Raw genomic sequence first — 20716 nt, forward strand, 5'->3', positions numbered from 1 at the left:
CGCGCGATCCCACCTGCCCGGGCCCGGCCGGGCAGGCCCCGCACACCCAGTCCCCGGCACCCGCCCCACACAACTCGTGAAAATACCGGCTACCGATTCCTATTCGGGCCAGGTCGCCCCCAGATTCACGACTTGCGCCGGCCACACCCCGAGCCGGACCAAAATCAAAGCCGACGGCACAGATTATCGGCGCTCGCCGCGCGGCGGCCTCCGACCCGCGTTTACCGCCCGGCCCGCGGCTTGGCCCGCCTCGTCGGTTCGGCGGTCAGCGGGTCTTCGGGCCAGGGGTGGCGCGGGTAGCGCCCGCGCATTTCGGCCCGGACCTGCGCATATGACCCCGCCCAGAACGACTCCAGATCCCGCGTAATCGCCAGCGGCCGCTGGGCGGGTGAGAGCAGCTCGAGCGTGACGGGCACCCCGGCCAGCCGGGGCGTGGCCGTCCACCCGAAGCACTCCTGCAACCGCAGCCGCACGGTCGGCACTCCGGACGAGTAGTCCACCTTTGCGCTCCCCGTCGGCGTGGCGATCCGCTCGGCGGCCAGCTCATCCAGCCGCGCCGCCTCCGGCCAGGGCAGCAGCGCACGCAGCCCGGCCAGCAGGTCGGGGCGCCCGGCGCCGAGCAGCGGGGTCAGCCACTCGTCCACGCGCGCGGCCAGCCCCTCATCGGACACGTCCGGCCAGGGCTCCCCCACGGCCTCGTGCAGAAACGCGAGCCGCTCCCGCAGCGCCACCGCCGCCGCGGGCCAGTCCAGCATCCCGACCCCGGCCCGCTCCACCTCGCGCGCCCTCGCCGCCGCCACCTGATCCGTCGTCAGTTTCACCGGCTCGCGCCCTAGCTCGATCGCCCCCAGCGCCCGCACCCGCGCGCCCGTCACCTCCATGCCGCGCACCGCGGTCTCCACCCGTTCACTCACGCCCGGCCCGTACTCCGCCGCGTCCTCCGGCGCCACCGGCACCGCCGCCCGGATCACCGCATCCGCCCGACCCTGCGCCTCGCCCAATTCCGCGACAGCCAGCCACTCCTGGCCCTCCAGCGGCGAGCCGTCCTCCAGCACCGCCCCCGCGCCGTTCGCTAGCACATACCCGCGCCCGCGCCTGCGCGCCACCCACATGGGGTGTGCCATCACGACGACGGCCGCGATCTCCTCATCCACACTCGCCCGCCTCGCGCCCGTCCCGGCTTGCACCAGAGCGCCCGCCCCGGCTCGCGCCCGCCCGCCTGCCTGACCTGGCACCTCACCCGTCACCTGACCAGCACGCCCGCCCGCCACCGCGCCCACCCGGCCCGCCAGCGCCTTCAGGCGCTTGGCCTCCCGGGCCCATTCACGGTCGCCACCTGAGCGCCGGAGCTGCGCCGCGAGGTCAGCACCCGGAATGCGCGGCGCCAACGACAGCAGCGCCACCACCTCGGCCGCCCGCCGGGCGCCCACCACGGCGGCCCCCTCGATGAGGGCGCGCCCGAGCTGCGGGGACAGCGGCAGGCCGGCAAGTGCCCGCCCACGCGCGGTGATCACTCCCGATTCCTCCACAGCCCCGATCGCCGCCAACGTCCGCTGGGCCGCTTCTGCCGCCGCGGGCTTGGGCTGGTCGAGCAGGCGCAGGCCGGCCATCCCCGGGTTGCCCCACGCCGCGGCCTGCAGGCTCGCGCCCGTCACGTCGCCGACCACTATCTCCGGCTCCGAAAACTCCACCGCCCGCGCGTAGCTCAGGCATCGCCACGCCCGGCCCGGCCCTTCGCGCCCGGCCCGCCCGGCGCGCTGGTCCAGCCTGGCCCGCGAGGCGTGCACGGTCACCAGGTCCGAGATGCCCGTGCGCGGCTCGAAGCGCGGCTCTCGCGCCAGCGCCGCGTCCACCACGGCCCGCACACCCGGCACCGTCAGCGACGATTCCGCCAGTGACGTCGCCAAAATAATCCTGTCTTCACCGCCGGCCAGCACCCGGTCCTGCTCCTTCGCCGGCATCGACCCGTGCAGCGCCATCACCGGCAGGGGCGCGCCCGCCAGCAGCGCCCGCATCTTCTCAATCTCCCCCACGCCCGGTAGGAACACGAGCACCGAGCCCGGCGGGTCGCCCTCACCGGGCACGACGCCGCCCACGCCAGCCGCGCCCACACCACCAGCCGCACCGGCCCCACTGCCGCCGCCGCGCCCCGCAGCCCACTGCGCCGCCTCGTGCACCACGCGGGCCACGTGCGCGAGGAAGTCACGCGAGACCACCACGCCGTGTCCCACGTCGGTCAGGGCCCGCGGGCCGAGCCGCTCCTCCACCGCCACCGGGTGGATCGCGCCGGGGATCTCCACCACCGCACCGCCTACTAGCTCCGCGAACCGTCCGGCCTCGAGCGTGGCGGACATCGCTACCAGCCGCAGGTCGGGGCGCAGGGTGTCTTGGACGTCGAGCACGAAGGCGGTTGCGAGGTCGGTGTCGAGGTCGCGCTCATGGATTTCGTCGATAATCACGGCGCCCACGCCCGCCAGCTCCGGGTCGTGCTGGAGCATGCGTAGCATGACACCCGGCGTCACCATCTCCACGCGGCTGCCCGGCTTCGACTCTCCTCGCACCCGGAATCCCACCTGTTGCCCCACGGGCTCGCCCAGCAGGTAGGCGATCCGCCGGGCCGCCGCCCGCGCTGCCACGCGCCGGGGCTGCACCACGATCACGCGCCCCTCCACGAGCGTGGCCATGAGCACGGGCACCAGCATCGTCTTGCCCGACCCGGGCGACGCTGTCATCACGATGTTGCCGCGCTGGCGCGCAATATCCCCCAGCCCGCGCGCAACGGGCAGGTCCGGCAGGTTTTCGAGCAGCCGCTCCATGCTTAGCGCTCGCGTACTAGCGCCCGACGAGCGCGGCGAGCAGCCGCAGCGCCGTCGCCTTCACCTCGCCGGCCGGGTACCCGTGGTCGAGCAACCGCAGGCCCGCGTCCAGGATCGACCGGGTCATCTGGGCGTTGACCACCGCGGCTTGCGGCGTCACCTCGCGCCACAGCCGCACCACGCTCCCGGCGAGCTCGCGGTGGAAATTCAGCACGGCGTCGGACCTGGCCTGGATCTGCGCGCCCGACGGCGCCTCGTCCCGCTTCCCGCGCCCGATCCCGGCCTTGACCACGTCGATCAGCCACTGGTGCCCGGCCTCCGCGCCGATGTCCAGCGTGATCTCGACGAGTGTGCGTAGCTGCTCGTACGGCTCCGCGTCCACCTCCAGCGCCGTGTCCAGCCGCTTCTTCCAGCCCGGGATATAGCGCTCGAGCACAAGCAGACGCAGGTCGTCAATCGACTCCACGTAACGGTAGATCGAGTTGCGCGCGATCCCCGCCCGCGCCGCCACGGCCCCCGCCGTCAGCGCCGCCGGCCCGTCCTCGCGCAGGATCTCCTCGGCACAGTCCACCAGCTTGGTGTACATCATCGAGTGATGTTCCTTCACGGAGGGCGCAGAAATCTTCGGGCTCATGGTCTTTCTTTCACGACGACGGTCTCCCCAGTTTACCGGCTATTCCCATTTCAGGGTGGAGCGGGAAAACTCGTGAATCTAGTACCTACCAGGGCGATATAGCAACCCGTAGCCGGTATATTCACGACTTCTGCCCGCGTCACCAATGAGGAAGAGCCCCAAGCAAGCCAACACGGCTTAGTCCCGCCCTGCCTTCGCCCGCCGGCGTTCTCCCACGCCCTCGATCAGCCGGTACAAAATCGGCAACAGGATGAGGGTAAGCAGGGTGGAGGTGATGAGTCCGCCGATCACCGTGATCGCCAGCGGGGTCGAAATAAACCCGGTCGACGACGACAGCCCCAGCGCCATCGGGATCATCGCCACAATGGTGGCCAGCGACGTCATCGCCACCGGCCGCACGCGCCGCATCGCCCCGTCATGCACTGCGCTCGCTAGATCCATGCCCTGCTCGCGGTACTGGTTCATGAGGTCCACCAGCACCACCGCGTTGGTCACCACGATGCCGGTCAGCATGAGCAGGCCGATCATCGCCGAGATGTCGAGCGCCGTGCCCGTGATGAGCAGCGCCAGGAAGGAGCCGATCGCCGCGAACGGGATCGCCACCAGCAACAGCGCCGGCTGGACGAGCGAGCGGAAGATCCACACGAGCACCACGTAGATGAGCAGCACTGCCGCCGCGAGCGCCAGCCCCAGCTGGTTGAACGAATCCGCGAGCTGCTGGGAGGCCCCGTCCATCGACGTCACCGTCCCGTCCGGCAGGTCCAGCCCGGCCACGGCCTCCTTCACCGCGTCCGTGGCGTGGCCGAGGTTGTCGGCGTCGACGGGCGTCGCGGACACGGTCGTCGTCGTTTGCCCGTTGATCGTCACGATGGTCGGCAGCGAGTCGACCTCCTCCACGGTGGCGAACGCCTCGAGCGGCTGGCCGAGGATCGTCATCGCGCGCAGGGCCTCGATCGTGGTGACCGGCTCATCAATCGAAATATAGATCGAGGTGTCCACGTTGTCGATCGTGATCTGCCCGATATTCGGCTCCACCATCTGCGCCGCGATCATCCCCACGATCGCGTTCTCGGTCAGCCCCACGGCCGCGGCCGCGTCCCGGTTGACGTTGACCTGCACGGCCGGCGTGATTGCACTGGCGTTGTGCTCAGCCCGCTTGATCTCGGGGAGCTGGGCCACGGCGTCGTTGATTTGCTCGGTCGCCGCCGCGAGCGCCTCCGGGGTGGGGGCCGTGACGTTGACGTCGATCGTGCCCGAGCCCAGCATCGACTGGCTCGAGTCGGAGGTGGTGCCCTCGCCGGTCACGGAGTCGCCGGCTGCCACGATCGCGTCGGTGAGCTCGGTGATGTCCGCCTTCTCGTCCACCGAAATCATGTACGTAATCGTATCGCCGGCCCCACCCATCGCCATCGGGCTGGAGCCGATCATCGCCGCCGTGGACTCCACGCCCGCGATCGCCGAAATCTTCGCCTCGGTGGCATCGGCCTGCTCCACCTTCGCCTCCATCGACGCCCCCGGAGCGGTCGCCTGCGCCACCGTCACGTTGCCCTGGTTCGTGCCGCCCAGCAGGTTGATCTTGAGTAGCGGGAACAGCGCCAGGGTCGCGGCCAGGATCGCCACCGCCGCCACCAGCGTGATCGCCGGGTGCTTCTGCGTGCCGCGCAGGGCCGGCTTGTAGGCTCGGTGCAGCCAGTAGTGGTGCTCCTTTTCTTCCGCACGACGCCGGAACTCCTCCACCTCACCGCTCTCCAGGGCCGCCTTCGCCTCCTTCGACGGGCGCAAGAACCAGTACGCGAGCACCGGCACGATCGTCAGCGCCACCAGCAACGACGCCGCCAGCGCGATCACCACCGTGAACGCGAACGGGCGGAAAAGCTCTCCCACCATGCCCGGCACCAGGCCCACTGGCACGAACACGATGAACGACACCACGGTCGACGCCGTGATTGCGGACGCGACCTCCTGGACGGCGTCGAGAATCGCCTCCCGCCTGGGCTTGCCGTACTCGAGGTGCCGCTTGATGTTTTCGATAACGACGATCGAATCGTCCACCACGCGCCCGATCGACAGGGTGAGCGCGGCGAGGGTGAGCATGTTGAGCGAGTACCCGCCCACGAGCATGCCGATGAAGCCCACGAGCAGGGACAGCGGGATCGACAGGGCCGTGACCAGCGTGGAGCGGATCGAGGTGAGGAAGATGAGGATCACGAGCACCGCGAAGATGAGGCCGAGCGCGCCCTCCTGGGCCAGCGACTCGATCGAGCCCGTGATGAACGGCGCCTGCGTGAACAGGGTGGTGAACTGAGTATTGTTCCCGACGGCGGGGGCTAGCTCGTCCAGCACGCCGTTGACCTGGTCCGTGACCTGCACGATGTTGGCATTCGCGGTGGGGAAGATGACGATGCCGAGCGCCGATTCGCCGTTGAGGCGGCCGACCATCTGGGCATCTGCTTGCGTGAGCTCGACGTCCGCGATGTCCGAGAGCGGGTAGACCGTGGCCGGCTGGCCCGGCTGCGCCTCGCCCGCCACCACCGGGATCTGCTTGAGGGCGTCGACCGAGTCAATCTCCTGGCCCACCGTCACGTCCCGCGACTCCTCGCCATCCACGAGCGAGCCCACTGGCACCGACAGACCGTTGTCTTCGAGGGCCTGCTGGACGGCGTCGGCGGAAATGCCGAGTTCGGCGATGCGGGCCTGGTCGAGCGTGATCGAGATGCGCTGCTCCGGGGCGCCGAGCAGCTGGACGGAGGCGACCCCGTTCTCCTGCTCAAGCGCTGGAACAACTGTGGTGCGCAGGCGCTCCGCCACCTCCAGCGGGGTGCCGTCCGAGGTCACGGCCACGTACGCGAGCGGGATGTCGGACGTGCCGCCGGAGACGACGTCGTAGGTCAGGCCCTCCGGGAAGTTATCGTCCGCACGCGAAATCTGCTGCTCCACGCGGTTGGTGGCGCGGGCGATGTCCGTGCCGTAGTCGAGCTCGATCGTGACGATCGAGACCGAGGACCGGGACGTGGTGGTCGTCTCCGAGACCTCCGCGATCGTGGAAACCTGCTGCTCGATCGGGACCGACACGCGGTCGTGCATCTGCTCCGACGTGGCACCCGGGGACACCGAGATGACGTTGATGACCGGCAGCTCCACGCGCGGGATGAGCTCCTGGCGCAGGGTGCCGAGGGCGAAGATACCCAGGACAAAAATCACGGTGGAGAGGAGGGCCACGAAGGCGCGGTTCTTCAAGGAACCTTCGGCAAGCTTAAACATTTTTCCCCAGATCAGTAGGCCAACATACTGAGCCTAGGGAAGGGGTGCGGGAGGGCGCCAACCTGTCCTCTCACAGAGTAGCGGGCGGGGCTAGGGGCTCGCCGCACACGCCTAAAGGCGCTCCGTCTCCCGCTCCAGGCGGGAGGTAGGGCCGGCGAGAATGATGAGATCGCCGGATTCGAGGGTGTCGGTGTCGCGGGCGGCGCGGAAGTTACCCTCCCCGCGCTGGACCGCGATGATCTCCAGGCCGGTCTTCTTGGCGTTGACCTCGCCCACGGTCTTGCCCAGCAGGCGGGCGGGCGGGGTGGCGGCGGCCACGGAGAAGCCGTGGGTGAACTCGAGGTAGTCCTCCACGTCGTTGCGGATGAGGTGGGCCACGCGCTTGCCCATGTCGATCTCGGGCCGGACGATGTGGTGGACCCCGATCTGGGACAGCAGTATGGCGTGCGATTCCTTTGACGCCTTCGCCCACACGTCCGGCACCCCCATGGTGATGACGGCGGAGGCGGCCAGAACCGAGGCCTCCACGTGCGAGCCGATCGCGATGATGACGCGCGAGGCCTCGTCCACGCCCAGCTGGCGCAGCGCCTCGGTGTTGGTGGCGTCCGCGTGGACGATGTGGTCGAACTGGGTGGACAGCTCCTGGACCACCTCGCGGTCGGAGTCCACGCACAGCACCTCCACGCCGCTGTTTTCCAGTTCCGCGGCGAGCGCCCGGCCGAACCGGCCGAGGCCGAGGACGACCACGGCGCCGTCGTCGGAATTGCGGTGAGCAAAGATGTTAGCCAATGGCAGGCCTTTCTTCGGGGTACTCGTACAGCCGGTTTGTCACGCGCCCAGCGAGGGTGGTGGCGAGGCCTAGGGGGCCCACGCGGCCGGCGAACATGAGGACAATGAGGACGAGTTGGGCGTGGCGCGGCAGGCTCTCCGTGATGCCCGTGGATAGACCCACCGTACCGAAGGCGGAGGTGGTTTCAAAGAGGACCTGGTCGAGGGTGAAGCCGGGCGAGAGCGCAAGGATGACGAACGTCGCGCCAACCACGAGCGTGAGCGCCGCGACCGTCACCGACAGCGCCTGGCCGATCACGCGCCGGGACATGGCACGGCCGTGTGCGGAGACGACGCGCCGGCCCCGCACCTCCGCCCCGATCGTGGCGAGAAGGACGGCGAGCGTGGTGATCTTGATGCCGCCCGCGGTACCACCGGAGCCGCCACCTATGAACATGAGAATGTCGGTGCCGAGCAGGGTCTGGGCGCGGGCATCGGCGTAGTCAATGGCGTTGAAGCCGGCAGTGCGGGGGCTGACAGCGGCGAAGAAGGCGTTGAGGAAGCGGCCGGGAGTGTCGAAGCCGGCGAGCACCCCATTCCATTCGGTGAGCATCAACAGCACGCCCAGGATGATGAGGACCCCCGTGCCCACCCACGTGAACAGCGCGGTCAGCGACCAGCGCCGGCGCAGGCACTTCGGCGTGCGCAGGCGCCGGAACGTCTCCAGTAGCACGGGAAATCCCAGTCCGCCCACCATGAGCCCGAAAGCGAGGGGGAGGAGGATGAGGCCATCGTCGGCAAAACCGATCACGTTGTCCGTATACAGCGCGAAGCCCGCGTTATTGAAGGACGAAACAGAGTGGAACAGGCCTTCCCAGGTGGCGCGCCCCCAGCCGTATCCGTAGCCGAAGCGGAAGCGCGCGGTGAGGAAGAGGAAGATGACGGCCTCGATGGCGAAGGTGAAGAACACCGTGGCGCGCACCACCCAGCGCACGTTCCCCAGGTCGCCACGGCCCTCGGCTCCCGCCGTCAGACGACGCCGGAGCCCCAGCCGCGCCCCCAGCAACATGGACAGGAGGCACGCAATCGTCATGATCCCCAGACCGCCGAACTGGACGAGCACCATGATGACTCCCTGGCCGAAGTGGGTCCAGGCCTGGGCGGTGTCGAGCGTGATGAGGCCGGTGAGGCACACGGCGGAGGTGGCGGTGAAAAGGGCGTCAACGATCGCTACGGGTGCTCCGGCGGAGGCCCATGGCGTGGCGAGCAGGACCGTGCCGATCGCAATCAAACTGAAGAAACTTAGTGCTACCGCGCTTGCCGGGCGCAGATGACGCAAATAGTGCACGAGCACAGCGTAAGCCCACGCACGCCCCCGCGACTACTTCCGTGCCAGGCGCAACATTTTGCTCAAAGCGCCGAGTTGATAAGAATGAGGTTATGGATTTCATGGAGTGGGCCCTGCAGCAGACCTCCCAGCACCCGCGGCTGGCGAATTCCCTGGTGACGGCGAACGGGGACTGGCTGGACGTCCTCCTCGACGACGGGCGCACCTTCCGCTTCCGCCCCGGCGCCCTCATCAGGCAAGACGCCCCGCTCGACCAGCGCGCCGAACTCCTCGACCGCCTCATCTCCATCGGCATCGACGAGGCCGAGTCCGCCACCGTCACCGAACCCAACCGGGCCTCGGCCGCAAAGCCCGACGACGGCGTCGTGCCCGGCTACCCCGACACCACCGGCGGCGCCTACCCCGGCCCGAGCGGCGAACCCTCCGACGACCTAGATGACCCGGACGCGGAGGCCCTGATCGTCCCGATCGTGCGCTCGGCGGACTACTTCCTGCCGGCCACCCCGGACTCGGACTCGATTGTCTACATCCCGCTGACGGCGTTCCTCGCGGTGGGGCTCGCGCACGACTACCCGGACACCATCCAGCCGATCTACTACGACCAACTGGAGGATTCCCGCGAGATCGGGGAGATCATGTCCGACGCCGTCATGACGCTGCGGTTCATGACGAACGGCACCCAGCAATCGGTGGAGATCGGGATCACGGAGATCGCGGGCGCGCAGGTGATGACATTCCTCCAACCACCGAACTACGAACTGTCCTGGTTCTCGGATCTGGACATGATCCAGCAGGTGGCCGACCGTATTTGCGAGCAGCACCCGGACGACATCCCGCTGTTCATCCCTGCCTCGCGCACGAAGCTCTTCATCGTCTTCGCCGACGACCCGCACCTGGCCGACTTCTTCAAACTCCTGCTCGCCCAACGCAACTCCGACGACGCGATCTACCCCCTGCCTCACACCGTGGCCGCCGACGGCTGGCTCGAATGGCAACCCTTCCCCGACTCGGAGCTGGCGGCCGTGCTCGGCGCGCTGCGCAACTACTTCCGGCAAAAGATCTACACGGCGCAGGAGGACATGATGCGGCAGTGGCCCGCGTTCGGGCAGGTCAAGACCTTCCAGCCGCGCCGGCTCACCACGGGCGAGCGGGTGTCCGCCGCCACATGGGATGCCACCGACGCCCACGGCTCCATCCCCCACACCGACTTCGTCACCTTCACCCGCTCCCCGCACCCGTGGCAGGAGGTACCGGCGGTCAACATCACGGTCCGCACGCACGTGGCGCGCGAGATCTGGCCCGACGGGATCGTGGAGGACGACACGGTGTGGCCGCCGCGCTACCGGGTCACGGGTTTTCCGGACGAGGACACTCTGCGCAAGCTCCGGGACGCCACTGACCGGCGCTTTTAGCGCCAGCCGGCGTGGTGCCGCGCTCGGGTACGCTCAGGCGCCGTCAAATCTCAGGAGAATACAGCTTGTCGTGCGCGAAATCGGCCTTTTTGGCCCCAGAGTCCTGAGAATTGACGGGCGGGGCGCAAGACCCGAGCCCCCGAGTCCCCGAGTCCCCGAGCCGGGCGCTACTTGGCCATCGGCCCCGCGCTCCCATAAAACCGGCCGAGCGTCTCTTCCTTATACTCCCAGTACGTGCCGGCCGCGATGGAGGCCCGGATCTGGTCGACCAGGTTAACCGTGAAGTGCTCGTTGTGGATCGTGCACAGGGTGGCCGAGAGCATCTCCTTGGCCTTGAACAGGTGGTGGATGTAGGCCCGCGTGTAGTTGCGGCACGTGTAGCAGGTGCAGCCCTCCACCAGCGGGGTGAAGTCCCGCTTGAACTCCGAGCGCGTGATGTTGAAGCGACCGGTGGGCGAGTAAATCGCGGCGTTGCGGGCCACCCGCGAGGGGTTGACACAGTCGAAGGTGTCCGCCCCGGATTCGACGCAGGCGAAGAAGTCATCCGGCTCGGAGATGCCAAGCATGTGCCGCGCCCGGTCCTCGGGCAGCTCCTCGCTCACCCACGCCGTGATCGTGGACAGGTTCTCCTTCTCCAGCGCGCCCCCGATCCCGAAGCCGTCGAAGCGCTGTCCGTCCACCTCCATCGAGCCCAGGTCGCGGGCGGCCTTGCGCCGCAGATCCTCGTACTGGGCGCCCTGGATCACGCCGAACAGCTGCTGGTAGGGGGCTTGCCCTCCCGCTCTTCGGTCAGCCGCTTGTGCTCGGCCAGGCACCGCTGCGCCCACAGCCGCGTCCGCTCCAGCGCCTCCTCCTGGTAAGGCCGCGAGTTCATGAGCGTGGTCAGCTCGTCGAAGGCGAAGATGATGTCCGCGCCCAGCTCGTGCTGGATCCGCATCGAGATCTCCGGCGTGAAGCGGTGCCTATCGCCGTTGAGGTGCGAGCGGAACCACACGCCGTCGTCATCGACATTGGCGAGGCGCTCCTTGCCGGGCGCCACGGCGTCGTCGGCGACGGTCTTGCCCGAGAACTCGTCCGAGAGCACCTTCTTGAACCCCGACCCTAGGCTCATCACCTGGAAGCCGCCCGAGTCGGTGTAAGTGGGGCCGGGCCAGTTCATGAACGCGCCGAGTCCGCCCGCCTCGTCTACCACGTCCGAACCGGGCTGCAAGTAGAGGTGATAGGCGTTGGAGAGCACGGCCTGCGCGCCGAGGTCCTTGACGGACTCTGGCAGGGTGGACTTGACCGTCGCCTTCGTGCCCACGGGGATGAAGGCGGGGGTGTGGATGTCGCCGTGCGGGGTGTGGATGGTGCCCGTGCGCGCGAGCGTGCCGTCCAGGCGGGATTCAAGGGTAAACATGCTTACTTTCCGTAGTTCGGTTCGTGCTTCTTGACCAGGTTAATGACAGCGTAAGTGATCGGCAGGAACACCACTTCGACCGACACCTTGTACAGGAAGCCGACGACGGCGAGGTTCGCGATTGTCGCCCAGCCCACGACGCCGACCCACGCGATCACGCAGAAAATGACCGTGTCCGCCGCCTCGCCCACCAGGGTGGAGCCGATGAGGCGCGCCCACATGTGCTTTTCTCCCCAACGGTCTTTGATCGCGGTGAGGACCTTCGCGTTCAGTAGCTGACCGGCCAGATAACCGGCGAGGGAAGCGAAGACGAAGCGCCACACCACGCCCAGGACCTCCTCGAAGGCGGCCTGGCTCGTGTAATCCGGGTGGGCGGGCAGCTGGATGACCGCCCAGAACGTGAGCGAGGCCAGGAACGAGACCACAAATCCCATGAAGATCACGCGCCGGGCGGCCTTAAAACCGTAGACCTCGGACAGGACGTCGCCGATGATGTAGGTCAGCGGGAAGAGGATCGCGCCGCCGTCAAACGTGAGGGGGCCGATCTCCACCAGCTTCGTCGCGCCGATGTTCGACAGCAACAGGAAGGCAACGAAGAAAACCGCGAAGTAGTCATACAAGCCGCGCCGGATCGCGGCGTAGGCGGTGGTGGTGGCGGCGGGCTGGGCCGCGGCGTCGTTGGCGGGGGTTGCGCCGTCGGAGAGAGCGGGCGCGGGCGTGGTTGGCTCGGGGGCAGTCATGGTGTCCTTTCGTGGGCGCGAATGCGCGTCGACGCCGGGCACTGCCACTACCCAAGCGCACCTCGGCCGCGGGTTGCGGGCGGGTGGGACGCCGATCGCTCGCACGTCCGGGAATATGGTAGCACCCGCCGCGGCCGGATCCGGCTAGAAGTCGAGCCGAATGACCGTGGCCCCATCGGCCTGCGACACTTCCTGCGAGATCACGATCTGCTCCCCGTCCGTGTACCCGAGGGTCTGGCTGGGGAGGAGGAAGGTGTCGCCCGTGACCACATAATTGGCCACGTTCATCAGCAGGTTGTACACGTCCTCCTCCGAGCGGGTCGACTCCCGCACCTGCACGTCCAAGTGCCCGAAGTTGGTCAGGCCGAGCGTGCGCCCAAAGGTGAGATCGTGGGAGTGCACCCGCACGTTCACCCACAGAGGCAGGGGCGCCTGCCCCTTCGTCAGCATCTCGGCCAGGCTCGTCACCATCGACGGCGGCATCAGCACCCCCAGCTCGTCGCGGTACACGCCGATCGCCGCCGGCTCACGCATGAGCCCGTCCATCACTTCGGTAAAGACGATGTGCGCCTTGACCATCTTGTGCCGGCGCCGCAACTCCCTGGCCAGGGCCGCCTCCGGGTCCGGCTCGCCGGGGGCTGGGTCGGGGGCGCCGTCGTCGGGAACGAAAAACGATGCCGCCACGTGGAACCGATGAAGCGGCAGCTGCCCGCGCTCCAACACCAAACCGTGGGGCACGGGGGTGAGGAGCACGTGGACGCCGTCGAGCTCGAAGTGGAGGACGCGGCCGGAGTCGCCGGCGTGCTCGTCCACCACGTCCCACTCTGGCATGACCGGCTCGCCCCACAGGGCGGCAAAACGCTCGACGGCGGCTTCGAGGTCGATCGGCGCGCGCATGATCGCCGCCGCCGAAAACATCGCGGGGGCGGAGGGGTGAATCGAGGAAATTCCAAGCTCGTGCATGGGACGAGTCTACCGGGTGGACCGCGGTACGCCGCGGGTGAGGCAACATGGGCCGGGCTGCGTGGCACAGGGCGGGCGCCGTCAAGCGTGAAGTGCGCGAACGGCGTCGTGAGCGCTAACTATCCGCGACCAGCGAGCCCGCCTCCAACGGGACCAGCCCCCGCGCGCCCTGCCAGGTCTCGGCGGAATCGAGCAGGTCGGATAGCGGGGTGCCGAAGCGCTCCTCGATGGCGGAACGCTCCACGTAGTAACTGCCGTCGAGGGTGACGTACGTGAGGGAAGTGGCGTTGTCGATCGCGGCCATGAACGCCACCGCGGAATACAGCACGTTTTCGCGTTCGTTGCCGGTGTCGCCTTCGCCGAGCATGACCAGCACGTCTGTGCCATGGATCTCCACCCTGTCAATGCGCGCGCCGAGCGGCAGCGCATACAGGGCCTGCACGGTGTTCGAGTTGTCGCCCACGTAGGGTGAGCGGCGGGTTTCGAGCGCATTGATGTCGTGCGTCACAAACGACGACTGCTGCTCCAACGACTGCACCTGCGCCAAGTTCGCTTTCGATTCCGTCAAGCGAATGTACGTGAAGCCAATGATGACAATCAATGCCAACCCGATGGAGATCAGCACCTGCACCACCAGGCTCTTGCGCGACGAAGAACTTGTCATGCCCCCATTATTCTCGACTCCCACCCCGCCCGCATAAGCCCGCAGGGTGAAGCGGCGCTCCGGGTGCGCCGGCTACGGGATGACGACGACGTCGGCGCCGGGCGTCGCCATCACCCCCCGTTGCTACCCGCGCAGGTCAAGGAAGAAGGGGCCGCGCTGGGCGAGCTCGTTCATGTAGAGCGCATCCCAGTGCTGCCACGGTTCCTTCGCGAGGGAATCGTTGGTGAAACGCGGGTCCGTGGTCACTTCCGTGACGCAGAAGTCCGGGATCGCCAGGTCCACCACCGGGCTCAGGCGCTCAATCTCCGCTACCACCAGGCCGGCGTTCTGGCCAGAGAAAACGTCGAACTCCCAGCCGTCCTCGCCCACCCACAGCGAATGGCGGGTCTTGGCCACAATCCGGCCCGAGCGCTGGATGATCTGCACGGCCACCTCCGGGTCGAGCTCGGTCTCCATCTCGTAGCGCTCGCCCGCCACCGACGGGGACTTCACTGCGATGGTCGCTACCGGCGGGGGCGTGGGATGGGGGCTTGGGGTTGTTGGGCTTATTGGGGCCACGGGGATGCCGGGTGCCGGGCCGCCGGCGTCGGCGGAAGTGCCGGCCGAGGGGGTGGAAGTGCTGGTGGCGGGCGCGGATGACCTGGCCACGAGCTCGGCGAGGAGTCGGCGTTCGTAGGCGCCGAGTTCGTCGACGGCCGGGTCGAAGGCGGGGGTGCCCAGATCGGCGTCGAGGTCCACCCCACGGAATGCGAGGCGGACGCGGATCGCGTAGCCGGCCTCGGCGAACACGTAGGCCTGAATGATCACCTTCGGCGCACCGTGCTCGACCACACCCTCGGGTAGCCGGCGCACCAGGAACTTGCGTTCGAATTCGAAGGGAAAGTCTTCCATGACGAAAGCATACCCCGCCCCGGCTGGCCCCCGGGCCCTGTGCAGAGGCTACGCCTGGGAGCCAACCGGGCCCACGCCCCCAGTTCCCGGAGCCCGGCAGTCCAGCCGCCGGGGCTAATCAGCGGCCGAGCGGGCGCAAATAATGCAGGGCGGAGCCGTCCCACTCGAAGAACATGTCGGCGCTGTGGCCTTCGCCCACGAGCGCATCCTCCACCAGTGCCTCACCCGTGACCAGGTTGACGATCGCATTCCCGGCCTGGGCAAACGGGGCGCCGCGCGCGAAGGGCTCGGCGCCCGCGGGGATGTCGGTGAGCCAGCGCCCGTCCGCGAGCACGGCCACCGTGGCACGATCCCGCGCATTGGCAGCGGGCTTGTCGGCCTCGGGCACATCGGAATCGGCGGAGTCGGACTCGCCGGTGCCAGCACCACCGGACGCACCCGAACCAGAACCCCCGGCGCCTTCGCCGGCCGAATCCACGCCCGCCGCATCAGCCCGCTCCGCGAGCGCCTCGGCCAGCTCGCGCGCAGTGACGTCGGGATCCATGCCCGCGACCTCGTAGACCTCCCCGGCGCTCCCGGCCCGCAGCGGCGTTTCGCGCCGGAGGTTTGCGCGCGCGTCGTACTCCACCACCTGGCCCGCGCCCACGCACACGATTCCGTCGGTGACGGACCAGCACTTGTCCCCGCTGACCTTGCTCAGCCCGGGGTAGGTCACGAACGTGGTGCCGGCGGTGCCCGGAATCCCGGTATCCACGATGTCGATCCCGAGCCTCACCTGCGCATCCGCCGTGAACAGCCGCTCGTCTTCGATCACGCGCCCACCGGAGTCGATCACCGCGGCGAGCACCGAGTCGCGCCCGAGCCGCACGATCCCCGCGCCCGCGTCATACGCGCCGACCAGCCACGGCACCTCCGTGTCCAGCACATGCGCCCGCGTCCACCTCAGCTCCTCCGCGCCTGACCTCGCCCCCAGCACAATAAAATCGCTCGGCACGGCGTCCGTCATTTTTCCCGACGACGCCGTCACCCGGCCCGCGTCCGCACCCCCGGCATTCGCCTCCGCGGCCCCGGCACCCCCAGAACCAGCGTCCCCAGAACCAGCCCCCGCATCCCCCACCGACACGAACACCGACCCGCTCGAGGCGTCCATCGCGAGGATGTCGGTGGCGTCAGGGATGTCGTAGGTCCAGATGGGGAGCGTGCGCCCGGAACTCGACACACTGAAGGCGTGCAGCTGCGTGCCCCGCGCCTCCGCGAGCGCGGCGATCAACGTGCCCGACTGCCTGTCGTACACCACGGCCGTCGGCTGGCCCGGCAGCTCCACCGACCAGTCCCGTTCGGCGCCGCCCTCATAGGGGTTACGTACGGGTTCGGGCGTGGGCTCGGCGCTCGGCTCGTCCGCCCCCGGCACGCTCGCCGAGTCGGGGGCGGACGGCGTCGCCGTCGGGGAAGCTGGCTTGGTGACGTCGGTGCACGCGGTAAGCACAGCACACCCGGCGAGCACCAGCGCAACTGCCCGCTTCCGCATCCCGCCACCTCCATCGCAACCCCGGCTTTATCCCTCCACAATACCGGCCCCGCAATTTCCCCGCCGAATAGTGGCAACAATTTGGTTTCGAGTTGCTCACGCGGAAAGATGGGGATATGACGAATGTGACCGGTACGGACGTGGTGGTCGCGGCGCAGACCCTGGGCTCGACAGTGCGGACCACCCCGCTTGAGGAATCCGTGCGCCTGTCTGCCAAGGTGGGCCGCCAGGTGCTGCTCAAGCGCGAGGATATCCAAGTGGGGCGCTCGTATAAGGTGCGCGGTGCCTACAACTTCCTTGCCGGCCTGGGCCCGGCCGAGGCGCCGAATGGGGTGGTGTGTGCGTCGGCGGGTAATCACGCGCAGGGCGTGGCGTTCGCGTGCAACAAGAAGCACATTCACGGCACGATCTTCATCCCGTCCACCACGCCGCGCCAAAAGCGCAACCGCATCGCGGCGATTGGTGGGGAGTGGGTCACGTTGCGCACGGTGGGTACGTCTTTCGATGAGTGTTCCGAGGCCGCGATCGCGTTTGCCAAGGAGAACGACGCCGTCTACGTCCACCCTTTCGACGACCCGCGGACGATCGCCGGCCAGGGCACGGTGGTGAAGGAGATCTTCGAGCAGGCCCCTACTCCGCCGGCAACTGTGGTAGTGCCGGTGGGCGGCGGAGGCCTCCTGTCCGGCACGCTGGCGTGGGTGAAGCAGTTCCACCCGGAGGTGAAGGTGGTGGGCGTGGAGCCGGCGGGGGCGGCGTCGATGGCGGCGGCCCTCAAGGCGGGCGCCCCGCAGACCCTGGAGACCGTGGATAATTTCGCCGACGGCACGGCCGTTGCCCGTGCCGGCAACCTCACCTACCAGATCGTGGCTGACCTGTGCGATGAGATCGTGATCGTGCCCGAGGGCGCGATTTGCACGGAGATGCTGGAGCTGTACCAGGTGGAGGGCATCATCGCTGAGCCGTCGGGTGCGCTCGCTCCGGCCGCGCTCGGCGACTACCTCACCGACCTGCCCGACGGCCCCGTCGCCTGCATCATCTCCGGCGGCAACAATGATGTGATGCGCTACGACGACATCGTAGAGCGCTCCATGATCCACGAGGGCCTGCGCCACTACTTCCTCGTCACCTTCCCGCAGCGCCCGGGCGCGCTACGCACGTTCCTCGACGACGTGCTCTCCGAGGGCGAGGACATCATCTTGTTCGAGTACACGAAGAAGAACAACCGCGAGACGGGCCCGGCGCTGGTGGGCATCGAGATCGAGGACCGCACCAAGATCGACGACCTGCGCGCCCGCATGGATGCCTCCGACCTCGAGATTGAGAAGCTCGAGCCCAACTCGCCGCTCTTCGGCTACGTCCTCTAACCTCAAACCGATAATTCCGACCGCCGCAGGAGGAATGCATGAACAAGACCGTCCGTAACCTCATCATGACCGTGGTGTTGCTTGCCACGGTGATGGTGGCGCTCGTCGTCATGCTGGTGCTCAATCGTTCCTCGGAGGCCGAGCCTGAGCCGACGACACCGTCCGCGTCCGCCACGTCCGAGGCCACGACGTCCGACGGCGCCAGCCCCAGCGCCGAGGCGACCGAGCCAGCCGCGCCGAGTGCGGAGCTTAAGGAGCTGGTGGAGGGCCTGTGGCGCCTCGACCCGGACGATCCGATGGCGGTGGGGGACCTGGATGCGGACATCGTCATGCAGGTCTACTTCGACTTCCGTTGCGGTTACTGCGCGAAGGCGGCCACGGAGACCGAACCGAAGATGCAGCACTACATTGATGACGGTACGGTGCGCGTGGAGTACCACAACTTGGCGATTTTGGGCGACAAGTCGACCCTGCTGGCACAGGGCGCGGTGGCCGCCGCGAACCAGGGCAAGTTCCTCGAGTACCACTCCTACGTCTACGACCACCACGTGGCCGGCGACGCGGTGGAGGCCAGCGAGGACGGGATCGCCGCCGTCGCCAAAGCGATCGGGGTGGCAGACCTGGAGAAGTTCCGCGCCGACATGACCGCGCCCGAGACCGTCGCCGCCATCGAGGATGTCCGCACCACGGCCACCTCGCTCGGCATCTCCGGCACGCCGGCATTCATCGTCGGCTACAGCTACGTCCCCGGGTTCATCCCCATCGAGACGATGGACCAGGTGATCGCCACCGAGCTCGCCCGCCCCAAGGCCTAGGGCCGACGACGTCGCCCGCCGCGCGTCGTCCCACAACGCTCGCCGCGGCCCCGCCCACCCCGCCGCCCACATCGCAAGGAGAACTATGAGTTTCAAACGACTTTTTTCTAAGACATACCAGCGCCTGTCGAAATGGACGTTCGCGGAGGAGGCGCCACTGCCGAAGAAGTCGATCGTGATCGGCGCCTACCACACGTCGAACTGGGATTTCTGGTTCATGCTCATGGCCCTGTGGGATAAGGGCGTGCCGTTTAAGTTTTTGGTGAAGGACTCGGTGATGCGCGGGCCGCTCGCGCCGATCGTGCGCGCCTTGGGCGGGATTGGCGTGGATCGCAGCCACCCGAACGGGATGGTGGCAGGCATCATCGAGCAGCTTGAGGGCGAGGATCGCTTTTCGCTCATCATCGCCCCCGAGGGCACGCGCAAGAAGCGCGACTACTGGAAGTCCGGCTTCTACCACATCGCCCGCGGGGCCGGCCTGCCGGTCACGCTCGGCTTCATTGACTCCACCCGGCACGTGTACGGCTGGGGCAAGACGATCGAGCTGACGGGCGACGTCGCGGCCGACATGGACGTCATCCGCGAGTTTTACGCCGACGCCGCCGGGTTTAAGCCCGCCCAGGGCACCGCGCCACGCCTGCGTTCGGAGGACGAGCAGTGACGCAGGCCGAGGTTACGGGCGCGCCCGCATGTACGACGTCGGCGCAACACCGGCAGGTGAGCTACGAGGTCCCGTGGGAGCACCCCACCACGCTCATTGAGCACCGCCTTGAGGTGCCGTTGGCCCACCCGGGCCTGGGCTACCGTCCGCCGCGCCCGGATGCCACGATCCAGGTCTTCGCCCGCGAGTTCGTGCGCGCGGGCTGCGAGGACAAGCCGCGCCTAGTTTTCTTCCAAGGCGGCCCGGGGTCGGCCGGCACCCGCCAGACCACCGAATCTGGCTGGGTAGCCCGCGTGCTTGAGGACTACCGCCTGGTCATGCTCGACGAGCGCGGCACCGGCCAGTCCGCCGCGATCGACGCCGCCGTGTTGGCCGGCGTCGGCACCCCCGACCAGCAGGCCGACTACCTGGCGTGCTTCCGGCAGGATTCGATCGTCGCCGACGCCGAGGCCCTGCGCCACGCCCTGCAGGGCGATGAGCCGTGGGCGGCGATGGGCCAGTCGTTTGGCGGGTTCTGCATCACCACCTACCTATCCCAGGCCCCGCGCGGGCTGAGCCGGGCGTTCATCACCGCCGGCCTGCCCTCCACGTGGCGCCACCCCGACGACGTCTACCGCCTCACCTTCGCCCGCACCGCGGCCCGCAACGCCGAGTTCTTCGCGCGCTACCCCGAAGATGAGGAGACATGCTGGCGGATCGTCACGCATCTTGCCGACGCCGCCACGGCCGGTACCCCCGAACTCCTGCCCACCGGCGAGCCGCTGACCGCCCGACGGTTCCGGATGCTCGGCCTCGAGCTCGGGCACAGCTACGGGCTCGAAGCCCTGCACTACATGCTGGAGGACCCGTTCGTCGAGGTGCCGGGCGCGGGTGGGGACGACGGCGTCGTTGGAAAGCGGCTGAGCTCGCGATTCCTGACAGCCGTGGGAGCGGCGCTGAGCTACGGGGCAACGCCGTTGTACTGGGCGCTGCATGAGTCGATCTACCAGCAGCGCGGGGTGGCGCCGAGGTGGGCGGCGGATCGGGTGCGCGGGGAGTTTGCGCAGTTCCGCCAGCCGGAGGCAACCGCGAGCGCCGAAGCCGCCCTTCGCGCCGAGGGGCACGGCTTCCGCTTCACGGGTGAGCACGTGTTCCCCTGGCAGGGGGAGGAGGATCCGGCGCTGGCTCCGATGGCCGAGACGGTGAGCATCCTCGCCGGCCGCGAGGACTTGCCCAACCTGCACGACCGCGCCGCGCTCGCCCGCAACACCGTGCCGGTGGCGGCGTGGGTGTACCGGCCGGACATGTTCGTACCCGTGGAGATCTGCCTGGAGACCGCTGCCGAGATCGCCGGGATCAAAGTGCTCATCTCCGAGGACTGGCACCACGACGCGCTTCGCACGCATGGCGCGACGGTGGTCGGGCCGCTGCTCGAGGCGCTCGGCTAGCGGGCACCTTTTGCCATCGGCAGGA

Annotated in this window: 15 protein-coding genes and 1 pseudogene; 5 read left to right on the plus strand and 11 right to left on the minus strand. The window is 68.4% G+C overall.

Annotated features, from left to right (window positions below):
• Positions 1-221 precede the first annotated feature (221 nt).
• The 5 genes from QPC17_RS08645 to QPC17_RS08665 all read right to left on the minus strand — a co-directional run bounded on the left by QPC17_RS08645 (position 222) and on the right by QPC17_RS08665 (position 8827).
• A complete protein-coding gene (locus tag QPC17_RS08645) occupies positions 222-2816 on the minus strand; it encodes an ATP-dependent RNA helicase (protein WP_285347240.1) in 2595 nt (864 codons plus the stop codon).
• Positions 2817-2832: 16 nt separating this feature from the next.
• A complete protein-coding gene (locus tag QPC17_RS08650; RefSeq protein ID WP_062612935.1) occupies positions 2833-3450 on the minus strand; it encodes a TetR/AcrR family transcriptional regulator in 618 nt (205 codons plus the stop codon).
• Between the two features lie 177 nt (positions 3451-3627).
• Complete coding sequence (locus tag QPC17_RS08655) at positions 3628-6711, minus strand: efflux RND transporter permease subunit (RefSeq protein WP_285347241.1); 3084 nt, start codon at positions 6709-6711, stop codon at positions 3628-3630.
• A gap of 111 nt (positions 6712-6822) precedes the next feature.
• The gene (locus QPC17_RS08660) at positions 6823-7500 is read right to left on the minus strand and encodes a potassium channel family protein (RefSeq protein ID WP_201783139.1); all 678 of its coding nucleotides are present in this window, start codon (positions 7498-7500) and stop codon (positions 6823-6825) included.
• A complete protein-coding gene (locus QPC17_RS08665) occupies positions 7493-8827 on the minus strand; it encodes a TrkH family potassium uptake protein (RefSeq protein ID WP_285347242.1) in 1335 nt (444 codons plus the stop codon). Before QPC17_RS08665 ends, QPC17_RS08660 begins: the two co-directional genes overlap by 8 nt.
• 92 nt (positions 8828-8919) lie before the next feature.
• Between QPC17_RS08665 and QPC17_RS08670 the strand changes: the two genes are divergently transcribed.
• Positions 8920-10239 (plus strand): hypothetical protein, encoded by a 1320-nt coding sequence (locus tag QPC17_RS08670; protein WP_285347243.1) that lies wholly within the window; start codon positions 8920-8922, stop codon positions 10237-10239.
• Between the two features lie 167 nt (positions 10240-10406).
• Here the strand turns inward: QPC17_RS08670 and tgt are convergent.
• The 6 genes and pseudogenes from tgt to QPC17_RS08700 all read right to left on the minus strand — a co-directional run bounded on the left by tgt (position 10407) and on the right by QPC17_RS08700 (position 16424).
• Positions 10407-11638: pseudogene (tgt, locus tag QPC17_RS08675) on the minus strand (tRNA guanosine(34) transglycosylase Tgt).
• A 2-nt stretch (positions 11639-11640) separates the two neighbouring features.
• Positions 11641-12378, minus strand: a complete 738-nt coding sequence (locus tag QPC17_RS08680; RefSeq protein WP_082661104.1) for a queuosine precursor transporter — start codon at positions 12376-12378, stop codon at positions 11641-11643.
• Positions 12379-12522: 144 nt separating this feature from the next.
• A complete protein-coding gene (locus tag QPC17_RS08685) occupies positions 12523-13341 on the minus strand; it encodes a DUF4261 domain-containing protein (RefSeq protein ID WP_062612927.1) in 819 nt (272 codons plus the stop codon).
• Between the two features lie 115 nt (positions 13342-13456).
• A complete protein-coding gene (locus QPC17_RS08690; protein WP_062612926.1) occupies positions 13457-14005 on the minus strand; it encodes a DUF4825 domain-containing protein in 549 nt (182 codons plus the stop codon).
• Between the two features lie 123 nt (positions 14006-14128).
• Positions 14129-14896 (minus strand): CYTH domain-containing protein, encoded by a 768-nt coding sequence (locus tag QPC17_RS08695; protein WP_062612924.1) that lies wholly within the window; start codon positions 14894-14896, stop codon positions 14129-14131.
• Positions 14897-15014: 118 nt separating this feature from the next.
• Positions 15015-16424 (minus strand): hypothetical protein, encoded by a 1410-nt coding sequence (locus QPC17_RS08700; protein ID WP_285347244.1) that lies wholly within the window; start codon positions 16422-16424, stop codon positions 15015-15017.
• 116 nt (positions 16425-16540) lie between these two features.
• Here QPC17_RS08700 and ilvA point away from each other — a divergent pair, with 116 nt between their 5' ends.
• The 4 genes from ilvA (at position 16541) to QPC17_RS08720 (ending at position 20691) form a co-directional block, all read left to right on the plus strand.
• Complete coding sequence (gene ilvA / locus QPC17_RS08705) at positions 16541-17788, plus strand: threonine ammonia-lyase IlvA (RefSeq protein WP_062612921.1); 1248 nt, start codon at positions 16541-16543, stop codon at positions 17786-17788.
• A 38-nt stretch (positions 17789-17826) separates the two neighbouring features.
• Positions 17827-18603, plus strand: coding sequence for a DsbA family protein (locus QPC17_RS08710; RefSeq protein ID WP_285347245.1), 777 nt, complete (start codon positions 17827-17829; stop codon positions 18601-18603).
• 85 nt (positions 18604-18688) lie between these two features.
• Positions 18689-19264, plus strand: a complete 576-nt coding sequence (locus QPC17_RS08715) for a 1-acyl-sn-glycerol-3-phosphate acyltransferase (RefSeq protein WP_062612917.1) — start codon at positions 18689-18691, stop codon at positions 19262-19264.
• Positions 19261-20691, plus strand: coding sequence for an alpha/beta fold hydrolase (locus QPC17_RS08720; protein WP_285347246.1), 1431 nt, complete (start codon positions 19261-19263; stop codon positions 20689-20691). Before QPC17_RS08715 ends, QPC17_RS08720 begins: the two co-directional genes overlap by 4 nt.
• The last annotated feature ends 25 nt before the right edge of the window (positions 20692-20716 follow it).

It is taken from the genome of Trueperella bernardiae (genome assembly GCF_030246965.1).
Lineage (GTDB): Bacteria > Actinomycetota > Actinomycetes > Actinomycetales > Actinomycetaceae > Trueperella > Trueperella bernardiae.

What these genes read in the sequence shown, in the direction of transcription:
- QPC17_RS08645 (WP_285347240.1), bottom strand. Translation starts at nt 2,816, where the DNA reads ATGGAGCGGCTGCTCGAAAACCTGCCGGACCTGCCCGTTGCGCGCGGG.
- QPC17_RS08650 (WP_062612935.1), bottom strand. Translation starts at nt 3,450, where the DNA reads ATGAGCCCGAAGATTTCTGCGCCCTCCGTGAAGGAACATCACTCGATG.
- QPC17_RS08655 (WP_285347241.1), bottom strand. Translation starts at nt 6,711, where the DNA reads ATGTTTAAGCTTGCCGAAGGTTCCTTGAAGAACCGCGCCTTCGTGGCC.
- QPC17_RS08670 (WP_285347243.1), top strand. Translation starts at nt 8,920, where the DNA reads ATGGATTTCATGGAGTGGGCCCTGCAGCAGACCTCCCAGCACCCGCGG.
- QPC17_RS08680 (WP_082661104.1), bottom strand. Translation starts at nt 12,378, where the DNA reads ATGACTGCCCCCGAGCCAACCACGCCCGCGCCCGCTCTCTCCGACGGC.
- QPC17_RS08685 (WP_062612927.1), bottom strand. Translation starts at nt 13,341, where the DNA reads ATGCACGAGCTTGGAATTTCCTCGATTCACCCCTCCGCCCCCGCGATG.
- QPC17_RS08690 (WP_062612926.1), bottom strand. Translation starts at nt 14,005, where the DNA reads ATGACAAGTTCTTCGTCGCGCAAGAGCCTGGTGGTGCAGGTGCTGATC.
- QPC17_RS08695 (WP_062612924.1), bottom strand. Translation starts at nt 14,896, where the DNA reads ATGGAAGACTTTCCCTTCGAATTCGAACGCAAGTTCCTGGTGCGCCGG.
- QPC17_RS08700 (WP_285347244.1), bottom strand. Translation starts at nt 16,424, where the DNA reads ATGCGGAAGCGGGCAGTTGCGCTGGTGCTCGCCGGGTGTGCTGTGCTT.
- ilvA (WP_062612921.1), top strand. Translation starts at nt 16,541, where the DNA reads ATGACGAATGTGACCGGTACGGACGTGGTGGTCGCGGCGCAGACCCTG.
- QPC17_RS08710 (WP_285347245.1), top strand. Translation starts at nt 17,827, where the DNA reads ATGAACAAGACCGTCCGTAACCTCATCATGACCGTGGTGTTGCTTGCC.
- QPC17_RS08715 (WP_062612917.1), top strand. Translation starts at nt 18,689, where the DNA reads ATGAGTTTCAAACGACTTTTTTCTAAGACATACCAGCGCCTGTCGAAA.